Origin of the sequence: Vibrio echinoideorum, from assembly GCF_024347455.1 — a bacterium.
Taxonomy (GTDB): Bacteria; Pseudomonadota; Gammaproteobacteria; order Enterobacterales; family Vibrionaceae; genus Vibrio; species Vibrio echinoideorum.
The window spans coordinates 2,241,927-2,263,543 of sequence record NZ_AP025483.1; the positions used below are offsets into that span (position 1 = coordinate 2,241,927).

19 protein-coding genes are annotated in these 21,617 nt (G+C 43.5%); 6 read left to right on the forward strand and 13 right to left on the reverse strand.

Annotated elements, in window-relative coordinates:
• Positions 1-3 precede the first annotated feature (3 nt).
• From OCV36_RS10115 to OCV36_RS10125, 3 genes are read left to right on the forward strand one after another with little or no spacing between them, the layout of a single operon-like run.
• Complete coding sequence (locus OCV36_RS10115; protein WP_135456547.1) at positions 4-1,704, forward strand: ABC transporter permease; 1,701 nt, start codon at positions 4-6, stop codon at positions 1,702-1,704.
• The gene (locus OCV36_RS10120) at positions 1,670-2,320 is read left to right on the forward strand and encodes an ATP-binding cassette domain-containing protein (RefSeq protein WP_017073379.1); all 651 of its coding nucleotides are present in this window, start codon (positions 1,670-1,672) and stop codon (positions 2,318-2,320) included. The genes OCV36_RS10115 and OCV36_RS10120 overlap by 35 nt, the downstream gene beginning before the upstream one ends.
• Positions 2,310-2,927: a CDP-alcohol phosphatidyltransferase family protein gene (locus OCV36_RS10125; RefSeq protein WP_135456549.1), complete on the forward strand. Its 618-nt coding sequence runs from the start codon at positions 2,310-2,312 to the stop codon at positions 2,925-2,927. Before OCV36_RS10120 ends, OCV36_RS10125 begins: the two co-directional genes overlap by 11 nt.
• Before the next feature lie 94 nt (positions 2,928-3,021).
• Here OCV36_RS10125 and OCV36_RS10130 read toward each other — a convergent pair whose 3' ends face one another.
• From OCV36_RS10130 to OCV36_RS10145, 4 genes are all read right to left on the reverse strand, one after another.
• Positions 3,022-3,975, reverse strand: a complete 954-nt coding sequence (locus OCV36_RS10130) for a class I SAM-dependent methyltransferase (RefSeq protein WP_135456551.1) — start codon at positions 3,973-3,975, stop codon at positions 3,022-3,024.
• An 8-nt stretch (positions 3,976-3,983) separates the two neighbouring features.
• Entirely contained in the window at positions 3,984-4,682 is a 699-nt protein-coding gene (locus tag OCV36_RS10135; RefSeq protein ID WP_135456553.1) for a TIGR01621 family pseudouridine synthase, read from the reverse strand.
• A gap of 166 nt (positions 4,683-4,848) precedes the next feature.
• Positions 4,849-6,465, reverse strand: coding sequence for a methyl-accepting chemotaxis protein (locus OCV36_RS10140; protein ID WP_135456555.1), 1,617 nt, complete (start codon positions 6,463-6,465; stop codon positions 4,849-4,851).
• Positions 6,466-6,627: 162 nt separating this feature from the next.
• The gene (locus tag OCV36_RS10145) at positions 6,628-8,061 is read right to left on the reverse strand and encodes a sodium-dependent transporter (RefSeq protein ID WP_017073374.1); all 1,434 of its coding nucleotides are present in this window, start codon (positions 8,059-8,061) and stop codon (positions 6,628-6,630) included.
• Between the two features lie 367 nt (positions 8,062-8,428).
• Between OCV36_RS10145 and cls the strand changes: the two genes are divergently transcribed.
• Entirely contained in the window at positions 8,429-9,883 is a 1,455-nt protein-coding gene (gene cls, locus OCV36_RS10150) for a cardiolipin synthase (RefSeq protein WP_135456557.1), read from the forward strand.
• Positions 9,884-10,071: 188 nt separating this feature from the next.
• Positions 10,072-11,256 (forward strand): cystathionine beta-lyase, encoded by a 1,185-nt coding sequence (locus tag OCV36_RS10155; protein ID WP_135456559.1) that lies wholly within the window; start codon positions 10,072-10,074, stop codon positions 11,254-11,256.
• Between the two features lie 91 nt (positions 11,257-11,347).
• Here OCV36_RS10155 and OCV36_RS10160 read toward each other — a convergent pair whose 3' ends face one another.
• From OCV36_RS10160 to pspA, 9 genes are all read right to left on the reverse strand, one after another.
• On the reverse strand, positions 11,348-11,821 hold the full coding sequence (locus tag OCV36_RS10160; RefSeq protein WP_135456561.1) for a hypothetical protein: 474 nt from the start codon (positions 11,819-11,821) through the stop codon (positions 11,348-11,350).
• Positions 11,812-12,801, reverse strand: coding sequence for a winged helix-turn-helix domain-containing protein (locus tag OCV36_RS10165; RefSeq protein WP_135456563.1), 990 nt, complete (start codon positions 12,799-12,801; stop codon positions 11,812-11,814). The genes OCV36_RS10160 and OCV36_RS10165 overlap by 10 nt, the downstream gene beginning before the upstream one ends.
• Before the next feature lie 109 nt (positions 12,802-12,910).
• The gene (locus OCV36_RS10170; protein ID WP_135456565.1) at positions 12,911-13,477 is read right to left on the reverse strand and encodes a DNA-3-methyladenine glycosylase I; all 567 of its coding nucleotides are present in this window, start codon (positions 13,475-13,477) and stop codon (positions 12,911-12,913) included.
• Between the two features lie 135 nt (positions 13,478-13,612).
• Complete coding sequence (locus OCV36_RS10175) at positions 13,613-16,723, reverse strand: efflux RND transporter permease subunit (RefSeq protein ID WP_017073368.1); 3,111 nt, start codon at positions 16,721-16,723, stop codon at positions 13,613-13,615.
• The gene (locus tag OCV36_RS10180; RefSeq protein WP_029224820.1) at positions 16,716-17,801 is read right to left on the reverse strand and encodes an efflux RND transporter periplasmic adaptor subunit; all 1,086 of its coding nucleotides are present in this window, start codon (positions 17,799-17,801) and stop codon (positions 16,716-16,718) included. The genes OCV36_RS10175 and OCV36_RS10180 overlap by 8 nt, the downstream gene beginning before the upstream one ends.
• A gap of 1 nt (position 17,802) precedes the next feature.
• Positions 17,803-18,837 carry an efflux RND transporter periplasmic adaptor subunit gene (locus tag OCV36_RS10185; protein WP_017073366.1) on the reverse strand — a complete coding sequence of 345 codons (1,035 nt, stop codon included), beginning with the start codon at positions 18,835-18,837 and terminating at the stop codon, positions 17,803-17,805.
• Positions 18,838-18,993: 156 nt separating this feature from the next.
• Entirely contained in the window at positions 18,994-19,380 is a 387-nt protein-coding gene (pspC, locus tag OCV36_RS10190; RefSeq protein ID WP_029224819.1) for an envelope stress response membrane protein PspC, read from the reverse strand.
• A complete protein-coding gene (pspB, locus tag OCV36_RS10195; RefSeq protein ID WP_009848775.1) occupies positions 19,373-19,606 on the reverse strand; it encodes an envelope stress response membrane protein PspB in 234 nt (77 codons plus the stop codon). Before pspB ends, pspC begins: the two co-directional genes overlap by 8 nt.
• 14 nt (positions 19,607-19,620) lie before the next feature.
• Complete coding sequence (pspA, locus tag OCV36_RS10200; protein ID WP_017073364.1) at positions 19,621-20,292, reverse strand: phage shock protein PspA; 672 nt, start codon at positions 20,290-20,292, stop codon at positions 19,621-19,623.
• 298 nt (positions 20,293-20,590) lie between these two features.
• On the opposite strand from pspA, the gene pspF reads away from it, so the two are divergent.
• Positions 20,591-21,613: a phage shock protein operon transcriptional activator gene (gene pspF, locus OCV36_RS10205; RefSeq protein ID WP_102551058.1), complete on the forward strand. Its 1,023-nt coding sequence runs from the start codon at positions 20,591-20,593 to the stop codon at positions 21,611-21,613.
• Positions 21,614-21,617: the final 4 nt, after the last annotated feature.

Sequence of the window (21,617 nt, forward strand, 5' to 3'; positions counted from 1 at the left end):
TTCATGCTACACGCCCTATATTTTGTTGTTATAGCAGTGTGCATAATCCCAACGATTCCTGGGGTTGCGGGAGTGGTGGCTTCGTCACTGAGCTTTATCCCGCCCCTAGGCTTAGTGGAACCTTCGCTCAACGGTTTTGAACAAGTCTTTCAATGGGAAGGCGTTTGGCATTCTATTGGTTTGAGTTTGTCTTCTGCTTTTGCGAGCAGTTACATCGCCTGCTTTCTGACCTTTTGTATTATTCAAGCGACTTGGGGAAAGCCTTTTTGGAAAAAAATTGAGCTAACATTATCCCCAATGCTCGCCATTCCACATGTTGCTTTTGCTATTGGGTTTGCTTTTTTGTTTAGCCCTACCGGCCTTGGTGCCAGAGCTGTACATCAATTGGTCGGAGAAGTTGGCAACAGCTCTGAACTCGCGTTACTGGTTAAAGACCCCTACGCGTTGGGGTTGATCATTATGCTCGCGCTCAAAGAGATCCCGTTTTTGTTGCTGATGAGCCTATCGATACTTCAACAAATCGATGTAGAACGTATTACTAAAGTCAGTGCTTCATTGGGCTATAGCCGTTCTCAAATTTGGTGGAAGGTAATTTTCCCACAATGGTTTACTAAGCTACGATTCCCAATGTTGGCAGTGCTCGCCTACAGCTTATCCGTTGTCGACATTGCGCTAATTCTTGGCCCAACCAATCCTCCTACTTTTGCAGTCTTAGTATGGCAATGGTTTAGCGATCCTGACCTCAACCTTTTACCGCGAGCTGCTGCCGGAGCGATTGTGTTATTTGTTTTGGCATCGCTTATCATTGCTGCAGCAAGACTGATTGAATGGTCATTACTCAAACACTTTAGATCTTGGCAGTATTCCGGCAGAACAGGAATGAACCTACCAGGAAAAACGGTATTTACGATTCTTGCTGCATTGTCATTGTTCATTATTCCTTTGATGATGATTTGGAGCATTGCTCAACGCTGGCGCTTTCCTGACTTATTGCCGAGCCGCTACAGCCTGAAATTTTGGGAATATGAATGGGACAGCATCTTAAGTACCGTTGGCCAAAGCTTATGGATTGCTCTTGCTTCCGCGTCTATTGCTTTACTGTTGGCGCTGGTTGCTCATGAATATCGCATCAAACATAGATGGCAAGTGCCTGGCTTTATTATCGCGATTCCAATGTTAATCCCTCAGCTTTCTGTCTTGTTCGGGTTACAGGTTACGACACTTTATATCGGCAGCAGTGCGTATGAATTGTGGGTAATTTGGGCTCATGTTTTCTTTGCCTTCCCGTTTGTTTACTTGTCTTTGGATGGCCCATGGAAAAGCTTCAATGATGGGTTGATAAAAGCTTCACTTAGCCTAGGAAAGTCACCGTTGCAAAGTTGGTATTCCATCAAACTCCCAATCCTGCTCCCTGCTATCACTTTTGCGTGGGCAGTCGGAATCAGTGTGAGTTTGGCTCAGTACTTACCAACCTTAATGCTAGGCGCAGGTAGAATTAGCACCATCACCACAGAAGCCGTCGCCCTAACCAGCGGTTTCGACCGCAGGGTAACCGCTATTTACGCCATCTGGCAGGCTTTATTGCCTTTGTTCTTTTTCTCTTTAGCGATAGTAGTCAGCCGACTTCAACTTAGATATCGCCGTCTTACTTTTAAAGGTTTTCTAACCAATGAGTCTGTACCTCAACGACCTCGCCATTCATAAAAATGGGGGCGATTCGCTGTTTTCAGCGCTAAACGTAACTTTAGAATCAGGCCAAGTGTTGGCTTTAATGGGACCAAGTGGTTGCGGAAAATCAACCTTATTGGATGCTATTGCCGGGCACTTGAATGAAGAGTTTTCTTATACAGGAAGTGTGGTTTTAAACGACATTCAACTTGATGAGCTTCCCTCACATCAACGTAAGGTCGGTATTCTGTTTCAAGACGATCTGTTGTTTCCACACCTCAAAGTATGGGAAAACTTAGCGTTCTCACTTCCGAATTCAATTAAGGGCTCGGCTCGCCAACATCAAGCGATGGAGGCACTCAAAAACATTGAGTTAACACACTTGGCCGAATCATTCCCAGACCAAGTATCGGGAGGCCAAAGAGCAAGAATAAGCTTAGCTCGTATGCTGCTAGCCAAACCCAAACTGGCCCTGCTTGATGAACCGTTCAGTAAGCTAGACCAAGAGTTAAGAACGCAGTTTCGCGATTGGGTATTCGATCAGCTCAGTAAAGCAAATATCCCTACACTAATGGTAACGCACGACGAAACCGATGTTCCAGAAGGAGCCCAAGTGCTTTCTTGGCCATGGAGAAGTCATCATGCTAGATAAGTATTCCATCAAGGTCATCAAGTGGCCACTAAACCAATCAGCTAAGCTATTGAATCAAGCAGGCATCACGGCAAACCAAACGACTCTATTTGGCTTTTTAGTTGGTTGCTTAGCTTTTCCTGCGCTGGCATTACAACAATATGATTGGGCTTTAGGCTTCATTGTATTTAACAGAGTGTGCGATGGGCTTGATGGGGCTTTGGCTCGAATTCAAGGAATCAGTGATGCTGGCGGGTTTCTCGATATCAGCTTGGATTTTTTATTCTATTCACTCATCCCTTTTGGTTTTGTCATTGCCAACCCAGAACACAACGCGATTGCAGGGGCGTTTTTGATCTTTTCATTTATCGGCACAGGCAGCAGCTTTTTAGCGTTTGCAGTGATGGCAGGTAAACGTGGTATCGAGAATCCCGTCTACAAACATAAGTCCCTTTATTACATGTCGGGATTAACCGAGGGCACAGAAACCATCGCTTGTTTTATTGCTTTCTGTATTTGGCCTCAGCATTTTTCGGTTATCGCGTATATCTTTGGCGCTGCGTGTTGGCTGACTACGTTTATGCGTATTTATTTTGGGTTTCAGACATTAAAAACTCAAGATAGCTGATAAGTAATTTGGTTTATTGTTTGTATAAAAACGCCGCTCATTGTGAGCGGCGCTTTCTATATTGGTATCGGATAATACCCATTAGATTATGGAATCAAGCTTCAGCAGAAGCCACGATTTTAAATCTCAACACCTTCAGGCTTGAATCAAGGTCAACGTCAACAAACTCAGGTGGGTTGTCTAGACGTTCGATAAATTCAACGCTTGGCGCTTCTTCTGCCATCGTTTCAATAAGGAAGTTTGGTGATACAACGGGTGAGTTAACACAAGCAATCACTTCACCACCTTCCGTTAGAAGTTCAGGCAAACGGCGTAGGATCTTTTTGTAGTCTTTGGTTAGAGCAAAACTGCCTTTTTGGAAAGATGGCGGATCGATGATAACCAATTCGTATGGACCACCCTTCTTGATTTTTCCCCATGACTTAAAGATGTCGTAGCCAAGAAAGCTTACCGAGCGCATATCGTGATCATTCAAACGGTGGTTATCTCGGCCTTTATTCAGCGAGCCACGTGACATATCAACATTCATGCATTGACGAGCACCACCAGCAATAGCTGCGACAGAGAAGCCACAAGTGTATGCGAACAAGTTAAGAACGTTCTTACCCTCAGCATTGTCTTGTACCCACTGACGGCCATTACGCATATCTAGAAACAGACCGAAATTTTGGTTACGACCAATGTCTAATTGGTATTTCAGCCCGTGTTCAACCACAACTGGTGAGTCGTTTAGCTCTCCCCAAAGTACTTCTGAAGGCGCACCGTCTGCATAACGGTGTTGCAATACAATGCTAGTACCTTGTTTAGTTTGCCAAATATCTTTATTGGTTAAATCGACAAGACCGGCTTTAAGAGGTAACAAGAATTCGTCGTCAACCTCTTTAAATACGTTCACCAATAGCTGTCCATCAACCCAATCACATGTCAGTTGCTCTAGACCTGGCCAAAACTTACCTCGACCATGAAAAATACGACGCAGTTCATTCGGCACTTCATTAAGTTGCTGTTCAATATGACCAAAAAACAGAGGTAAAGCTGATGCTTCCATTATTTCACTCACTTAGTATTTAGCTTTGGCCAAGTTAATGACCAAGGTTCAAGCCAACTGTCTAAACCATTAGACACGGTTCCTTGATGCCACTTCTCACCCAAGGAATCAAGGCTCCTTGGATCGCAGACATATTCATAGGCTTGTGATTGATAGGTAAACCGAATCGCGAAAGCATGCAGATAGCCTCTGTCAGCTTCATTCGATGGATTATAAATAGGGTCACCCACAATGGCCGAACCAATCGATTTCATCGCGACACGGATCTGATGAGTCCTTCCTGTATAGGGCTTACATAACAGTAAACGCTCACCGGGTTCTGCCGTTGCGGATAAAAACTGGGTAATCGCCGGGTTCACTTTGGTGGCAAGTAGCTTCCAACTAGAACGTCTTGAACGTTCCATATCACCCGAAATCAAGCCCTGCTTTTTCTTTGGTTTCTTAGAACCAATCGCAAGGTAGTATTTTTCCACTTCACGCTTTGCGAACAGTTGCGAAAGTTCGCTTGCTGCCGAGGCATTCTTTGCTAGCAGTAGAATACCTGAAGTCATTTTATCAAGGCGATGCACGAGATATAACTTAGGCTCATTAATCGCGTTAGCAACTTCTTGAAGCAACATGGTATCGCCATCGTCTTTGTGGACGCTGACGCCAGGGTGCTTGTTAATAAGTAAAAAATCAGAATGGTTCAGAAGGATATCGAACATGTAAAAGCTAGCTCCATTGTAGAACGGGGAGTATACCGTGTCTGAACCCAGATTCCAGCTACGAAAAAGCCCAATCGACTCAATAAACATTGAATCATTGGGCTTATCTTTTATCTATCTGCTTTCTGTGCTGGATATTTAATCCTTAACCAACACGCATTAAGCGCTAAGCCAGTTTAAACTTGCCGACTAATGCTTCTAGTTCAGCGACCTTAGCGTTCAGACCTGAAGTATTTTCAGAACTGCGAGTCGCTAGCTGCAAAGATTGTTCAGAGATATCACTGATCGCCGTGATATCCGCTGCAATTTCTTTAGTTACAGCGGTCTGCTCTTCTGCCGCTGTAGCAATGGAATTCACCATGCTTTGTACGTTAGCTGCGCCACTTACAATCGCTTCAAGTGCAGATACCGCCCCTGAGCTTTGCTCTACACCAATCTCAACTAAACGACAGTTATCTTGAGTGTAAGTAACCGCTTCTTGAGTGCCCGATTGAATCGACTGAATAATGCCAGACACTTCTTGTGTCGCTTTCGTCGTTCTTTCTGCTAGCGCTCTCACTTCATCAGCAACCACGGCAAATCCACGTCCAAATTCGCCTGCACGTGCGGCTTCAATAGCAGCATTCAGGGCTAATAAGTTGGTTTGCCCAGCAATATCTTCAATCACTTTGATCACGCTACCAATCGGCTCACCATGTGAACCGAGCGTGTTCATTTGCACCGACATATCACTCATTTGAGCCGACACCTGTTCGATGCTCGCTACCATTTCAACAATCACATTGCGGCCATCTTCTGCGGAGGTTTCTGAGCGACGAGCTTCTTCATAGGTAGAAGTGCCCTGCTGTGCTACTTCAGAGATGGTTAAGCTTAGCTCTTCTGCAGCAGTCGCAATCAAGTTTGCTTTGTCCGCTTGAGCAGAAGCGCCAGAAACGATGTCTTGACTGATTGATGACAACTCGCCAGTCACCGATTGAACTTGGTGAGTAACGGAAGATATTGAACCTAAAAGATCGACAAGCGACTTCTGCATCTGATTAATCGACTTAGCCAGATCCGCTAACTCATCACCAGAATCATCAACAATGTCTCCAGCCGTCAGATCGCCATTTGCCACGCGTCGTGCAACTTGTTCGAGACGAGTTAAACGGTTAGTAATAGAGCTCGATAAGATAAGAGCAATAACACCGCCGAAGACAATCGCAATGGCAGACAAAACCATGATGGTTTGTTCAATCGTGGTAAACGAATCCGTTAAAGTAAGCAGCGATTGTTCCGTATCGGCTCGCTCATTTGCAGACGCTTGATCAAGCAAGTTTTCAATTGGTATTAGATTTTGTTCATACAAAGATCGAAGCTGCTGTATGTTGGACAGTAGCGCTCGATCATCACTGATCTTAGGCACGAGTTTCGATTCAAACTCTTGAGTAAAGCGTCCCATCAAATCTTCAATACGCTGAATACGGCGATGATCTTCAGACCCTCTGCTCTCTAAACGTTTTGCTTCAGCAATCGCTTGAGCAAACTCGTTTTTATTGGTTCGATAATCATTAAGTGCATTATCGACCCGCACAATCGAACCCAGTGCATCTCGATATACATCTCCAGCCTCATCAATTAACACGAGATAGGTCACCGTACCAGGTACGTCGTCCAACCTGATTTCATCGGCACTCTTATGCGCATTGATAACCTCAACCCATACGATACCAACCAACATTATGAGTACAGCTAATATAGAGCCAAAGCCTAAATAAAGTTTCTTTCTCACTGACAATTTCACACTAAACCTACCTAATAAAACAGCTCAATCAGCTGTCACTTTTGATTATATCGGCTACCAGACCAATAACTTTAAGTATTTATTTTTCTTTGATAATTAAGTTAGTAGCATAAAAAAACGGGAGCCAATGGCTCCCGTTTATCAATTCATTTTAGCTTACGATTAGAATTTCTTAGAAATTATCGCAGAGCCAGCAATGATACCAATACCTAGTAGCATGATTGCACCTTTACCGCTGTCGAAGCCAGAAGAGATACCCATGAACGCAACGATTGCGATAGCTACAGGGATAATGTACTTAACGAGTGTGTACCATAGGCCGAACAGTGGGAAAGAGACTTCACCGTCGTTAGTGATTTCTTTCTCTAGGTCAGCACGGTTTAGTCTCCAGCCTGCGAAGATACATACCAACATACCGCCAACTGCTAGGAAGATTTTATCCGTTAGTAAGTCGAAGATATCGAATGCACCAGTACCAAACAATGTTGGACCAAAGCCGCCAAGTGATAGAGAAGCGAAGATACATAGAATCGCCATTACAACACTTGCAGACAGTACCGCTGTTACACGCTTCATGCCTTTTTCATCGATTAGGTAAGAAACCACAACTTCAAGTAACGATACTGAAGAAGTAAGTGCCGCAACACTTAGACCAACGAAGAACATAAGAGCAAATAGAAGACCAATTACACCGCCCATTTCAGCGAATAGCTGAGGAACAACAACGAATACTAGACCAGGGCCAGCTGCAGGTTCCATACCGAATGCGAACATTGCAGGGAACATTGCAACACCCGCTAGGATTGCAACGCCTGTATCCATCGCCGTAACCATTGCTGTAGTTTGAACTAGATTTTCTTTCTTCTTAAGGTAAGAACCGTATGTCAACATACAACCCATACCCAGACTTAGTGAGAAGAATGCTTGACCTAGTGCAGCTAGGATTACACCGCTGTCTACTTTAGAGAAGTCAGGGCTGAATAGGAATTCAAGACCAGCCATCGCGCCCGGAAGCATTAGGCCTTTGATTGATACCACGATAAGGATGATGAAAAGAAGTGGCATCAGGATCTTGCCTGCCTTCTCAATACCGCCAGAAATACCCTTCATAACGATTACAACGTTAAGCAGTAGGTATAGGCCCATCCACATAAGTGGTTGAACTGGGTTTGAGATAAAGCCACCGAAGCTGTCGCCAATTGCTTCAGGTGCGTCTAGTAGACCACCAGCAATTTTACCGATGTATGCGATAGACCAGCCACCAACTACAGGGTAGAAACCCATGATCAGTAGACCACTCACTACGCCGATAACACCAGCGAACGTCCAACGACGGTCAGTCGATTTAAATGCACCTACTGCTGATTTTTGCGTATGACGGCCAATCGCAAATTCAGTCAGCATGACACTGAAACCAATAAAGATTACAAAAAACAGGTAAATTGCAACGAATGCACCGCCGCCGCTTTCGCCTGCTGTGTAAGGGAATTTCCAGATGTTACCTAAGCCAACAGCAGAACCTGCTGCAGCCATTACGAATCCTAACTTCGAACCCCAGGTATCGCGGGGTGTTGTGGTTGTATTACTAGTAGCCACGTGTACTCCAAACTTTTGTGTTATGTGATGTTGTGTTTTGCTTTGGGTGGCGTCTTTAAAAGATAAGGTGTACAAATAAATTTACACACCTAAAAGATTTGATTGACGCTCGTTGTATGGCAAGTAAACCAGTTTAAGAATAAAATTGGAAGTCCGAACCGTACATATTTCGTTACCAATGTAAATTTTTATGGTTAAATGCCGACTTTTCATACAAAACAATCGTTTTCTTCTTAAGTTAACCAAAACTTAACAACTTTAACCTGTTTACAGCTTTTGCTCTATTTTGTAAATAGTTGATTCCGTAAATTCCCATATCCGTAAAATAGCATTACTATCTAAGTGTCTCTTTTTTCGAGTATTCAATGTGGAAAAGCTCTACCATTTTTTGACTTTAGCCTCTGTTGCTTTGTACTGGGTTCTTGTAGCCGGTGTGACTTTTCGTGTCGTACTAAAACGACGCTCTGTCAGCGTTTCTCTCGCGTGGCTAATGGTTATCTACATTATCCCAATTGTTGGCGTGGCTTGTTACTTCCTTTTTGGCGAGCTAAACCTAGGCCGAAAAAGAGCTGAACGCGCGCACCGTATGTTTACTCCCTTTGGTGATTGGTTCCGCCAATTAAATGATTGCCAGCTTCATCTTCCCGGCAAAGTCGGCTCCCCTATCCACAAAATTGATGAGCTTTGTAACAATAGGATGGGTATCCCTGCGCTCAGTGGTAATACACTTTCACTTCAAGCGTCACCTAATGAGATCCTGCACTCAATTATCGAAGATATAGAAAATGCACAAACCAGTATTAAGATGGTTTTCTATATTTGGCACCCTGGCGGCCTGACGGATTCAGTCGCTTCTGCACTTATTCGCGCAGCAAAACGTGGGGTTGATGTTAAGGTTTTACTTGATTCAGCAGGTAGTCCACGCTTTTTCAAAAGCCACTGGCGTTCAATGATGAGGGATGCGGGCGTTCAAGTAATACAAGCGTTAGAAGTGAGTCCATGGCGTATTTTCTTACGTCGCCTAGATTTAAGACAACACCGTAAAATCATCGTTATTGATGAGTCCATCGCCTATACCGGGTCAATGAACATGGTCGACCCTGCTCACTTCAAACAGAGTTCAGGCGTTGGTCAATGGATTGATGTGATGGTCCGAGTGACTGGGCCAACCGTTAACGTGTTATCCGCGATTCACGGTTGGGATTGGGAAGTTGAGACTGGTGAACGCATTCTCCCTGATATACCTGAGTGCCCAGTTGAAGAAATCATGACACATCACCCGGTTCAAGTGGTTCCGTCTGGCCCTGGTATGCCGGAATATTTGATCTTACAAGTTCTGACCATCGCCATTAATCAAGCGAATCGTTCAGTGCGTATAACAACGCCTTATTTTGTCCCAAGTGCCGATTTACTCGAAACACTTAAAATGACCGCACAACGTGGTGTGAACGTAGAACTGATCATTCCACATAACAACGATTCATTAATGGTTAAATGGGCTTCTCGTGCCTTCTATACTGAACTGCTTGAAGCTGGAGTGAAAATCTACGAGTTTTACGGTGGGCTTCTTCACACCAAATCGGTAGTAATTGATGAAGAGTTTTGCTTGATCGGAACCGTCAATATCGACATGCGTAGTTTGTGGCTCAATTTTGAAGTCACCCTTGCTGTTGATGATGTGCACTTCACCAAGCAGTTGTTTGACTTACAGCAATCCTATATTGAGTCTTCTCATCCCGTGGAATTAGAACAATGGGAACAAAGAAACTTACGCAACCGCTTCTTTGAGAGATTGTTCTATTTATTCAACCCATTGCTTTAATCCGCTCAAGTTCACCGACCACTGGTGGTTACGGATAACGTCATACCTTCGCTTTTTAACCTTTCACCACCAATACACGAAATGTTAAAAAGCGAAAGAAAACCGTAAAAACTCCCTCTCTCCTCTTGCTTTGATGGCTACTCGCATGTTTTAAATAGGACATAACCGATTGATAAGGAATTCACAGCATGTCCGAGAACAAAACCACTAAGCTCATCACTGCAGGTCGTGATAAGAAGTGGACTAATGGTGTCGTTAACCCACCAGTACAACGCGCTTCAACTGTCGTGTTCAACTCAGTAGAAGAAAAACGCAAAGCTACAATTAATCGCGCTAACAAAACGCTTTTTTACGGACGTCGTGGAACCAACACTCATTTCGCTTTTCAAGATGCAATGGTTGAAGTTGAAGGGGGGACAGGCTGTGCACTATACCCTTGCGGGACAGCAGCAATCTCAAACGCAATCTTATCGTTTGTTGAAACAGGTGATCACATCTTAATGGTCGACACCTGTTATGAACCAACTCGTGATTTCTGTGACACCATCATGAAAAAGATGGGCGTAGAAACCACTTATTACGCGCCAACCATTGGCGAAGGTATTCAAGACCTTATCAAACCAAACACGAAAGTGTTGTTTACCGAATCTCCAGGTTCAGTCACTATGGAAGTTCAAGACATCCCAACCCTAGCGCGTATTGCTCATGAACATGACATCATCGTTATGTTAGATAACACTTGGGCGGCTGGTGTTAACTTCTCACCTTTTGATTTTGGTGTTGATATTTCGATACAAGCTGCAACCAAATACATTGTTGGTCACTCTGATGTGATGCTAGGTACTGCTGTTGCCAACGAGAAATGCTGGGATCAACTAAGAGAACAGAGCTATTTGATGGGGCAATGTGTATCACCAGATGACGCTTACCTTGCCCTTCGTGGTATCCGTACTCTTGACGTTCGACTACGTCAACATGCTGAAAGCAGCTTGAAAGTCGCGAAGTGGTTAGAAACCCGCCCTGAAGTCGACCATGTTCGTCACCCTGCGCTTGAGTCTTGCCCTGGCCATGAATTCTTTAAAAGAGATTTCACGGGTGGTAATGGTTTGTTTTCTTTTGTTTTAAAAAACTCAAATACTAAGGCCACAACAGCATTACTTGATGGTATGACACATTTCAGCATGGGTTACTCATGGGGTGGATTTGAGAGCTTGATTCTGGCTAACGAACCGAGCAGCTTTGATAGCTTAAGAACGGTAGCAAACCCTAACTTCGAAGGAACCTTGATTCGCGTTCATATCGGCTTGGAAGACGTCGATGATCTAATTGCTGATCTAGAGGCCGGACTGGAACGTTACAACGCTCTAGTTTAATCTACGTTGACAATTCATCTAGAAACGCAAAAGGCAGGTATATCCTGCCTTTCATTTATTTGGCTTTTTATATAAAGCGTCATCAGCAATACTATTTCTGAACCTTAAAGCATGCCCAGTTGAAGATTTCAGAACGGTGCTCATTGAACAAATACAGGGACTGATCCTTGGCCAAGATAGAGTAATCAATAGTCACCCCTTTGTACTCGCTGTATTCCTGATTAATGATTGGGTCATGAAAAGGTGTCGCGGTTCTCATATCAATAATGCTCATCGATAAATGATTCCCATCAAGACCGTAATATCCGGAATAAAGATTTTCCATTGTACCTTCGTTTCCGTCTTTCTCTATGATCGTCACAAACTCTCTCATACTAAATGTTTGATCCGACTGAAAAGTAATACTCATGCGCTCATAAAGCGATTGATACGGTTGGAATGCCTGAGATAAGAAGTCCGTTTTGAGCGTTTTACAATGCCATCGAGTGCCCGCCAATGAGTTTTGTTCTAACAAAAAACTCGCCGCAGCAATTGCCAATAGAATGAGTAAACCAATTAATCGCAAAAGTTACTCCTCTTTTCCATATGCTTTGCAAATGACTCAAAAGACGTCTCTACATTGAAAATCGTCGCGCCATAATTGAAAGCCTCACCATCCTTCCTTTGAACCAACATGTATAACGCGTCATTCTCAGGCTGGTCGACCGATGGGTAAATACGAACAAAGACATCCACATTACAGTGGCTAGGGATAGCATCGGTGAGTTTTTGAGTAATTGCAGGTAACGAATAGGCTTCATTGCGAACAATATGGAAGAAGTAGTGATTAGTATTGTCTGTGTAGCTATCTTTATATTCCGCTTTATCAACGAAATAAGGCGATGGCTGATAGTAAGTGTTGTAAAGGTTGAAAGCCGTTACAACTAAACAGAGTAACGCAAGCAGACAACCTGCTTTAACGAAATACGTATTACTTTTTGTTTTTGAAAGATCTAACTCAGCGGAGTTTGACTCTTGGTTTGAGGTCGTGTTTAGCTTTGGCTCAATTATCTTGGACGAGTTTACTTCGGTAGAGATTTCTTTTGTCACTGACACATCTTGGGACACAGAAGTTTGTGACCTAGAGTTTAACGCTTCAGACGGAGAATTTAAGTCTTCAGACAGAGAGTTGACTTCAAATTCCTTTGCCCTCACCTTAGAAAATGAAGCGTCAATTGTCGCGGACTTTATCGACTCATCGATTTCCAGCGAGTAACCAGTCTTACTTACGGTACGAATCGTCGCACAACCACAAGTCACTCTATTCAGAGTCTTTCTCAACTTAGAGATCACATTAGTGAGGGCTTGCTCTGAGACAATCACATTGCCCCAACATTGGTTAAATATCAGGCCTCTTTCAATGCATTCGCCGACATTTTCTAGAAGGTATAAGAACACCTTCCCTTCCAGTGGCGCGATAGTTTCTACATGGCCATCTTCACGCACAAACTGCCTAAGTAAAGGATCATAAGTAGCATCACATATTGAGTAGTTTTGTTGTTTCACTATCGCTTTCTACATTTAAATTCGGTCGCATATAATATTGAATAGTTTCTAAATGGCTAGTGAATTTTCCAATTTTTGAACAATTATTTTTCATCGTGAAATAACATTTTTATTTATGTGGACAACCTTGTACGTGATCATTCACCATACCTGTTGCTTGCATAAACGCGTAACAGATTGTTTCTCCGATAAACTTAAAGCCTTTCTTCTTCAAAAATTTGCTCATCGCTTTAGACTGCTCTGTAGAAGCCGGGACTTGCGACATCTCTGTCCATTGATTTTCGATCACCTTGTTATCTACAAATTGCCATAAAGCATTTGATAGAGAACCAAACTCTTTCTGAAGTTCAAGCGTTGCACGAGCATTGCTATATACCGAAGCTATCTTGCCTTTGTGCTTTACCACATCGAAGTTTTCAATAATGTGTGGCACATTGTCTTCGTTCATTGCCGCTAACTTATTGAGGTCATAGTTATCAAATGCGGCGCGATACCCTTCGCGCTTCTTAAGTATCGTAATCCAACTAAGACCCGCTTGCGCACCTTCTAAGGTAATGAACTCAAAAAGGACTTGGTCATCGTAAACAGGTACGCCCCATTCCTTATCGTGATATTCCCTTTCAAGTTCATGCTTGAGTGCCCATGCACACGTTCGATCCGATGCATTCATTTCCATTTTAAGCCTCTTTTATTTAGGGTCTTTTGACCTTTAGCAATTAGTTATTAGCAATTAGCAATTAGCAATTAGCAATTAGCAATTAGCAAAAAATAATGCCCCATGAAGGGGCATTCATTCTTAGGGTTGCTGATATTACCTTACTTCAATTTTATGAAATAAACGGTAAAGCACAGGAACAACAATTAGTGTCAGTACGGTAGCAAAGCCCAAACCAAACATAATGGTTACCGCCATTGGTTTGAAGAAAATATCAGGCAGTAGTGGGATCATACCTAGAATCGTGGTGATCGCCGCCATACATACCGGACGAACACGACTCAATGCCGCATCCACTACCGCTACATATGGATCTTTACCTGATTTCATTTCAATCCCGATTTGATCGAGCAGTACAATACCGTTCTTGAGCAGCATTCCAGATAAACTCAAGAAGCCTAACAGCGCCATAAAACCAAAAGGAGTATTCAATGCCAATAGACCCGTCGTCACCCCTATTAAGGCGAGTGGTACCGTTAGCCAAACAATCAGCGGCTCTTTCACTGAGTTAAACAGGAACACAGTGATCAAGAACATGAACAGGTAACCCAAAGGCATGGTCGTAAACAATGATGCTTGCGCATCTGCCGACGATTCATATTCACCACCCCACTCGAGTGAATAACCCGGCGGCATTTCGATCGCTTCGATTTGTGGCTGCAAACGTTTTTGAAGCGTTGATGCTGTTTCTTCGCCCAATAAGTCCGGGTCAGCCATAACCGTTAGCATACGCTTACGGTTCTTACGAATGATCAACGGGTCTTCCCACTCTAGCTCGTAACCTAACGTCACTTGCTGTAGCGGAATGTACTCACTTAATGCAGGGCTCCAAATCTTCATTCCTTCAATGTTACGAATGTCGATACGTTCATCTTCCGGCAATCGCGCCACGATAGGCATCAGCGTAGTACCATCACGGTACACACCAATCGACTTACCTGAGAATGACATCGCAAGGAAATCATCAACGTCTGACTTAGTGATACCGTAACGACGAGCTTGGCTTTCATTGAACTGAGGCTCTAACACCTTCGTTCTTTCACGCCAGTCATGACGAACGTTATAAGCACCTGAATCCGCACGCATCACATCCATCACCTGAGAGGCAATAGAACGAAGAATCGTTGGATCGGAGCCGACAATACGAGCTTCAATCTTCGCACCGCCGCCTGGACCTAATTCAATCTGTTTAAGCTTGTAATCGATCTCAGGGAATTGTGTATCAACATGTTCACGGAAACGAAGCATAAGCGCTTCAAGTACTTCATAGCTCTTCACACGAACGGTTATTTCGCCGTACGCGCTATAACTTTTCTCCGGTGAATAGGTCAACATGAAACGCTGTAAACCTTTACCCGCAGTGGTTGTGATGTGCTCGGCTTCATCTTGATCCGATAACCAGTTTTCTAGCACTTTAAGTTTCGTGTTGGTCGCTCGGATATCCGTCCCTTCCGGCATCCATACATCGACTTGGAACATTGGTGTTGTAGAAGATGGGAAGAAAGCTTGTTTCACAAAGCCAAAACCGTATACGCTCGCACCCAAACCGATAACCAGAACAAACATGGTTAACCAAGCTCGTTTCATACAAAACTCTAGGAAGTTTTTGTAGATAACGAAAACCATCCCGTTGTATGGATCTTTACCTTCGTTCTCAGGATCAACCTTCTGGCCTTTGAAGAAAATGTCCGCGAAAAACGGGGTAATCGAAATTGCCGTAAACCAGCTCAACATCAACGAGATAAGTAGAACCGTAAACAAGGTGCCACAGTATTCGCCCGTCGAGTCCTCAGATAGACCTATTGGAGCAAAAGCAGTTACAGCAATAACGGTAGCACCAAGCAGTGGCCATTTTGTTTGAGTGACGATATCTGTGGCGGCCTGCATCCGGGATCGTCCCTTTTGCGTGCCGATCAATATCCCTTCCACCACCACAATGGCGTTATCCACCAGCATCCCCAAGGCGATAACCAACGCGCCCAATGAGATACGTTGTAGATCGATTTTGAAGTACTGCATGAAAATAAAGGTGCCAAAAACAGTCAACAACAGTATCAAACCAATCAGCAAACCGGAGCGAATACCCATGAAGAAAAGTAATACGATAATTACGATGGCAACCGCTTGTCCGAGGCTGACAACAAAACCACTGACCGACTTATCTACTTCTTTTGGTTGGTTATAAACCTCAGAAATGTCTATTCCTACGGGCTGTTGATACTTGAGCTCCGCCAAGCGTCGGTCAAAGGCTTCACCTACCGCAACCACATTCACGCCTTGAGCAAAAGACACCCCGAGGTTAAGAGCCAGCTTTCCGTTGTAACTGATAATATTAGTGGGTACTTCAACATAACCGCGCGTCACATCAGCAACATCTTTTAAATAAATAAGCCCTTGAGCACCACCTTCAGTCAGAATCAAATCACCGAGTTGTTCAACATTTTGAAACTCACCCGTTGGATGGATACGAATATATTCGTCGCCAATTCGTACGGCACCAGCACTTGAAACAATGTTTTGAGTCGAAAGAAGATTAAAAACAGTGCTTGGAGACAAACCCAAAGAGCTTATTCGTTTCATCGAAATCTCAATGAATACTTGCTCTTGTTGCTGGCCAGAAACAGAGACTTTGCTGACTCCGTCGACCAATTCTAATTCTCGCCTTAGGTAATCAATATAATCGAGAAGCTCTTTATAACTGTAACCATCACCGGTCACGGCAAGCAAAATACCGTAAACGTCACCGAAGTCATCAATGACCTGAGGATCATTCACCCCGGGCGGTAATTCCACCTTGAGATCGTTTACCTTACGACGCAATTCATCCCAAATTTGCGGAAGATCGTCGGGGCCGTAGTTGTTTTTCATGGTGACCGTAACCTGTGATAGGCCACGACTTGAAATAGAGTTAACTTCATCCACATAAGTCAGCTGTTGTATCGCCTTCTCTAGTGGGTAGGTCACTTCCTCTTCCACTTGTTGTGGCGTAGCACCGGGATACGAGGTAACAACCATTGCATCTTTAATGGTGAAGGCTGGGTCTTCTAAACGACCTAAGCCAAAGAACGCAGAAACGCCACCAATCAGAAAGATCAGCGAGAGCATCCAACTGATGACTTTGTTACGTATAAAGTACGACGCAACACCTGTGATCTGGTCATCACCTTGTGGAGCGTCATTTTGAGGCTTGTTATTCACTTCACTCATTGTTCGTCTCCTGAGACAATACTTCCACTGTCATCCCATCACGCAATCGCGATACGCCCGCAACAACGACATGCTGCCCCATTTCTAATCCTTTGATAATTTGTAATGTTTTCTGATTTGCTTTGCCTAACACGACTTGTTGCTTAGAGACCGTGTCGTCATCATTGAGAACCCATACGTAAGAATTTGTACGAGTGAGATCATCCCCATCGGCATTAAACACCGCTTCAATTGGGATAAGAACGCCAGCTTTCAATTCGAGGCCGATATCTCTGCCATGCGAAGTGACCTCAACCGCCATACCATCAAGAATCAAGTCATCTTTGGGCATAGGCAGTGCCAACGTTACGGTGAATGTTCCAGTGCTTGGATCGGGTTCAGTCGTAAACTCTTTTATCCCAGCTGAGTATTCGTTACCACTTGGCACCCTCACTAGAGCTTCAATGTTTGCCAAGATCGTCTCACTGGGTTGATTTACGTACATTTGATCCGGAAGTTGAATAATCACCTCGACATCTTCAACGCTGTGAATATTCACGATTTGCTGACCGACTTGAATATTTTCATATTGGTCAACACTGACTCGGGAGATAATCCCATCGACAGGGGCGCGCAGTTTAGTAAACGACAAACGCAGTTTTGCCAATTCAAGTTCGGCATACGCGATTTGGCGTTGAGCGGCAATTTCATCAAATTGAGACTTAGCCAATAAGCCTTTTTTGACCAACGGGCTCGAACGCCTATATTGGCTATCAATTACTGTGTATCGCGCTTGAGCGTTGTCGACATCTAATTGGTAATCGGTAGGGTCTAATTCCGCAATGATGTCGCCAGCTTTAACTCGCTCGCCTTCTTTAACATCCAGCTGAAATATCTCACCTGCAACTCGAAAACTAAGGTGCGCTTTTTCCGCAGCGTTTGCGACCGCTGGAAAATAAAGTTTGTCATTAAAGTCGAGAACAGAAATTTCAATCGCTTTGACGAGAGGAAGCTTTGCAACTTCAGTGGTGTCCTTGTCTTTACAAGCAGTAAGTAAAGCCAGACAGGATAGACCAACGGCCATTTGAATTGTCTTCATATTATAGCCCCCTTTCCTTGATCCACTCACGAACCTTAACGCCAGATTCGAGTCCATTAACACCAGAAGTCACGACGCGGTCTCCGTCATTTAAACCCGACACAATATGACGTTTTTCATCGATAACAATCGCAACTTCTTCAACGATACCATCGTTGTTAACACGCCATACCGAGACATCGTCTCCGTCCATCATCATGGCTGAAGTCGGAATTTTGGTTGCGGCAGCTTGTGCAGAAACAAGGTTAACATTGCCAGACATACCCGGCAGTATCCCAATATCAGTCGGTCTCTCCATTATCATGGTAACTTTATAAGAACCTGTTTTTGGATCCGCTTCGGTATCGACCTCTTGAAAAGTCAGTTCGTAAAAATGTTCAGGAAAAGCATCGAATACCATAGTTGCGTCTGTTTCAAAGCCTGCTGAAAAGCGAGTAATTAACTGGTCAGGTAATAAGAAGACGACTTTGAGGATTTGGTTGGTTTGTATATTCATTACCCCTTGCTTTGCTGCAATATACTCATGGTTTTCAGCAGGGATAATAGAAATGGTGCCGTCATAAGGCGCAACTAACGTGGTGTAGCGTAAGTTTGCTTTGGCTTGATTAAGTACTGCTCGAGCAGAGTTGTGATTGGCTTTCGCTTGATCAAAGTCTTGTTCTGAGACAACTCTGTCTTTACGCAGTTTAATCGCACGTTGGTACTGTACATCGGTAAGTTTGAAATTAGCTTTGGCTTGTTTTTCTAGCAGCTGATATTCATCAGGGTTGAGCATAGCGAGTTTTTCGCCTTTTGATACTTGTTGTCCAGAAGTAACATCGAGCGTTTGTAGCAAGCCGGGAACACGAAACGCCAACACGGCTTTATCGCCCGCTTCGGTGGTGGCGGGGAAATTTCGTTCAAAGGCATTATTACCAACGGAGACAGTGAAAAGCTTGGCAGGTCTTGATTCGGGCTCTGGAACCGGAGGTAGCTCCTTACCGCACCCAGATAACCCAGACAGAGTTACCAATAGGACTAGGGAGGCTTTGTACATGGTGATCTTCCATATCTATAAGTATCTTATTAACATAGATTAATCACATGTAAGTTACCAGTTATCGTAATATTTATTTAGACAAAATTATTAAAAAAAATAACGGCTTGGGATAAATTTTCCTAAACCGTTCTCTATTATTTTTAGGGTCACAAATTACATGTTCTTAAATGCGCGATCGACTTTAAATGTGTCAGAAGTAACATAAGCTTCCATGTTGCGTACACTGGTCTCTAACGTCTGGAAATCACCCTCTAAAGTGCCCAATAACGATTCTGCCGTTTGCCCTTTTTCCCAAGGTTTTTGCTTCAACGTGTGCTCTTGCTTGGCTTTCATCTCATCGACATACTGAGGTGGTTGTTTTTCAAGCATAAACGTTAAAGCTAAATACGCTAACAAGACCAAGAAGCTGCCACCAAGTAATGCAGCAGAGATAACCAAGATACGAACCAACCAAACTTCAAGGCCAAAATAGTTCGCTAACCCGGCACACACGCCAGACAATTTACCGTTGATCGGATCGCGATACAGTTCTCTACTCATAGTTTCGTCTCCAGTTAGGTGACTCCGCATCCAGTATCTTTTCCAGTGTTTTTACACGATCTTGCATAGATTCCGCTTGCTCAGAAAGCTTATGAAGACGCTGAAGATCGGTTTCTGAAAGACCATTACTGGATTTCTTCTTGCTGCGGTAATGTAAGAATAACCATAGCGGCGCCACGAAAATTAAAAAAACAATCAGTGGGCCCGCAATTAGAAATGTTGACATAGACAACTCCTAAATTATTTATCGCGATTTTCAATTTGTTGCTTCAGTTTCGCCAGCTCTTTTTCAATTTCATCTTGAGCTTGTAGCTCTGCAAATTCTTGGTCTAAAGATTTTGCATTACCTGTTTTAGCGTAAACGTCCGCTTCAGCTTCTAATTCATCCACTTTACGCGAGAATTGCTCAAACTTCGCCATTGCTTCATGGGTTTTACTTGAATGAAGATGTTTTTGAACATCACGGCGATTGCTAGCGGCATTATTACGAATCATTAATGCTTGCTGCTTTGCGCGAGTTTCAGCGATTTTTGTTTCAAGCTTGCCAATTTCGCCGGTTAATTTTTCGATCGTTTCATGAACCAAAGTTTGCTCGGTATGAAGGCTCTTAATAATATCTTCCAGTTTTTGCTTTTCAATCAGCGCTGCCCTAGCAAGATCTTCACGTTGTTTGGTTAGAGCTAGTGTCGCTTTATTTTGCCAATCTAAAATCTGATTTTCGATGGCTTCTACTTTACGTGCCAGTTCTTTCTTATCAGCGATTGCTTTTGCCGAGTTAGTGCGAACCTCAACTAAGGTGTCTTCCATTTCTTGGATAATAAGACGAATCATCTTTTCAGGATCTTCAGCCTTATCTAATAGTGCACTGATGTTTGAATTTACAATGTCTGCAAAGCGAGAAAAAATACCCATGAGGAACTCCTTAATTACAATGATGGCAAATGTGTTTTAAATCGTGGTTCGACTTCTCAATCCACCTGCTCAAAAATTTACGTTTGTTGTTAAACCTACCATAAGTAATCCAAGTAGCGTGCCAACTTTTAAGCCATTTATTATCAATCACTTACAATAAAATGGTGATTGAGTTCATACATGCTATGATGAATTTAGCCAAGTATTGGTATTTTTCACCACTACTCTCTTGCTTAAGCTATTTAAATAGAGCTCTCTAATAACATCAACCAGCGCTCAAACCACACAAGGACCCGCTATGCAGCAGAATCTTATTGGTGAATCACCTAGCTTTCTCTCTGTTTTGGATAAAGTTTCTCAGTTAGCACCCATTGAAAGGCCCATTCTGATCATCGGGGAGCGTGGTACAGGTAAAGAACTGATCGCTCAAAGGCTGCATTACCTTTCAAGACGCTGGGATCAACCCTTGATCTCACTGAACTGTTCAACACTGAGCGAAGGACTTATTGATTCGGAACTATTTGGCCATGAATCTGGGTCTTTCACTGGTTCAAAAGGGCGTCATCAAGGTCGCTTTGAAAGAGCTGAAGGTGGCACTCTTTTTCTAGATGAACTCGCTACGACTCCTCTTGCTGTTCAAGAGAAGCTATTGCGTGTTATTGAGTACGGTCAGTACGAACGTGTCGGCGGCCAAAAAGCGCTAAGTGCGAATGTAAGACTGGTGTGCGCGACCAATGCCGACTTGCCAGATATGGCGCTAAAAGGCGAATTCAGAGCCGACCTATTAGATAGACTGGCGTTTGACGTGATTACTATCCCGCCTCTTCGTGAGCGTAAAGAAGACATCACACTACTCGCCGAATACTACGCCATTAAAATGTGTCGAGAATTGGAACTTGAGTTATTTGTTGGCTTCGCCCCTTCCGCCGTTGAATCATTGTTAGATTACTCTTGGCCGGGAAATGTGAGAGAACTCAAAAACGTCATCGAACGTGCTATCTATCAGCATGGTAAGAATCCATATCCTATTGAATCTTTGGTATTTAACCCATTCAAGCCAGCATGGCAAACTGAGCAAAATTCCACACTAGAAATTGGCAATGATCCAGCCAACAGCCATACTTCATCTGAAAGCTCATTTTCTTTGCCGCTTGACTACAAAGCATGGCAAGAACAACAAGACATTAAGCTTCTCAACCAAGCCTTAAAACAGAGCAAGTATAATCAGAAACAAGCAGCAGAATTACTAGGGTTAACCTACAACCAATTACGTGGAATGGTGAGGAAGTACGCGATTGTCGGACAAGCCAACGATAAATAGCTGT

What these genes read in the sequence shown, in the direction of transcription:
- OCV36_RS10115 (WP_135456547.1), top strand. Translation starts at nt 4, where the DNA reads ATGCTACACGCCCTATATTTTGTTGTTATAGCAGTGTGCATAATCCCA.
- OCV36_RS10120 (WP_017073379.1), top strand. Translation starts at nt 1,670, where the DNA reads ATGAGTCTGTACCTCAACGACCTCGCCATTCATAAAAATGGGGGCGAT.
- OCV36_RS10125 (WP_135456549.1), top strand. Translation starts at nt 2,310, where the DNA reads ATGCTAGATAAGTATTCCATCAAGGTCATCAAGTGGCCACTAAACCAA.
- OCV36_RS10130 (WP_135456551.1), bottom strand. Translation starts at nt 3,975, where the DNA reads ATGGAAGCATCAGCTTTACCTCTGTTTTTTGGTCATATTGAACAGCAA.
- OCV36_RS10135 (WP_135456553.1), bottom strand. Translation starts at nt 4,682, where the DNA reads ATGTTCGATATCCTTCTGAACCATTCTGATTTTTTACTTATTAACAAG.
- OCV36_RS10155 (WP_135456559.1), top strand. Translation starts at nt 10,072, where the DNA reads ATGTCCGAGAACAAAACCACTAAGCTCATCACTGCAGGTCGTGATAAG.
- OCV36_RS10170 (WP_135456565.1), bottom strand. Translation starts at nt 13,477, where the DNA reads ATGGAAATGAATGCATCGGATCGAACGTGTGCATGGGCACTCAAGCAT.
- OCV36_RS10175 (WP_017073368.1), bottom strand. Translation starts at nt 16,723, where the DNA reads ATGAGTGAAGTGAATAACAAGCCTCAAAATGACGCTCCACAAGGTGAT.
- OCV36_RS10180 (WP_029224820.1), bottom strand. Translation starts at nt 17,801, where the DNA reads ATGAAGACAATTCAAATGGCCGTTGGTCTATCCTGTCTGGCTTTACTT.
- OCV36_RS10185 (WP_017073366.1), bottom strand. Translation starts at nt 18,837, where the DNA reads ATGTACAAAGCCTCCCTAGTCCTATTGGTAACTCTGTCTGGGTTATCT.
- pspC (WP_029224819.1), bottom strand. Translation starts at nt 19,380, where the DNA reads ATGAGTAGAGAACTGTATCGCGATCCGATCAACGGTAAATTGTCTGGC.
- pspB (WP_009848775.1), bottom strand. Translation starts at nt 19,606, where the DNA reads ATGTCAACATTTCTAATTGCGGGCCCACTGATTGTTTTTTTAATTTTC.
- pspA (WP_017073364.1), bottom strand. Translation starts at nt 20,292, where the DNA reads ATGGGTATTTTTTCTCGCTTTGCAGACATTGTAAATTCAAACATCAGT.
- pspF (WP_102551058.1), top strand. Translation starts at nt 20,591, where the DNA reads ATGCAGCAGAATCTTATTGGTGAATCACCTAGCTTTCTCTCTGTTTTG.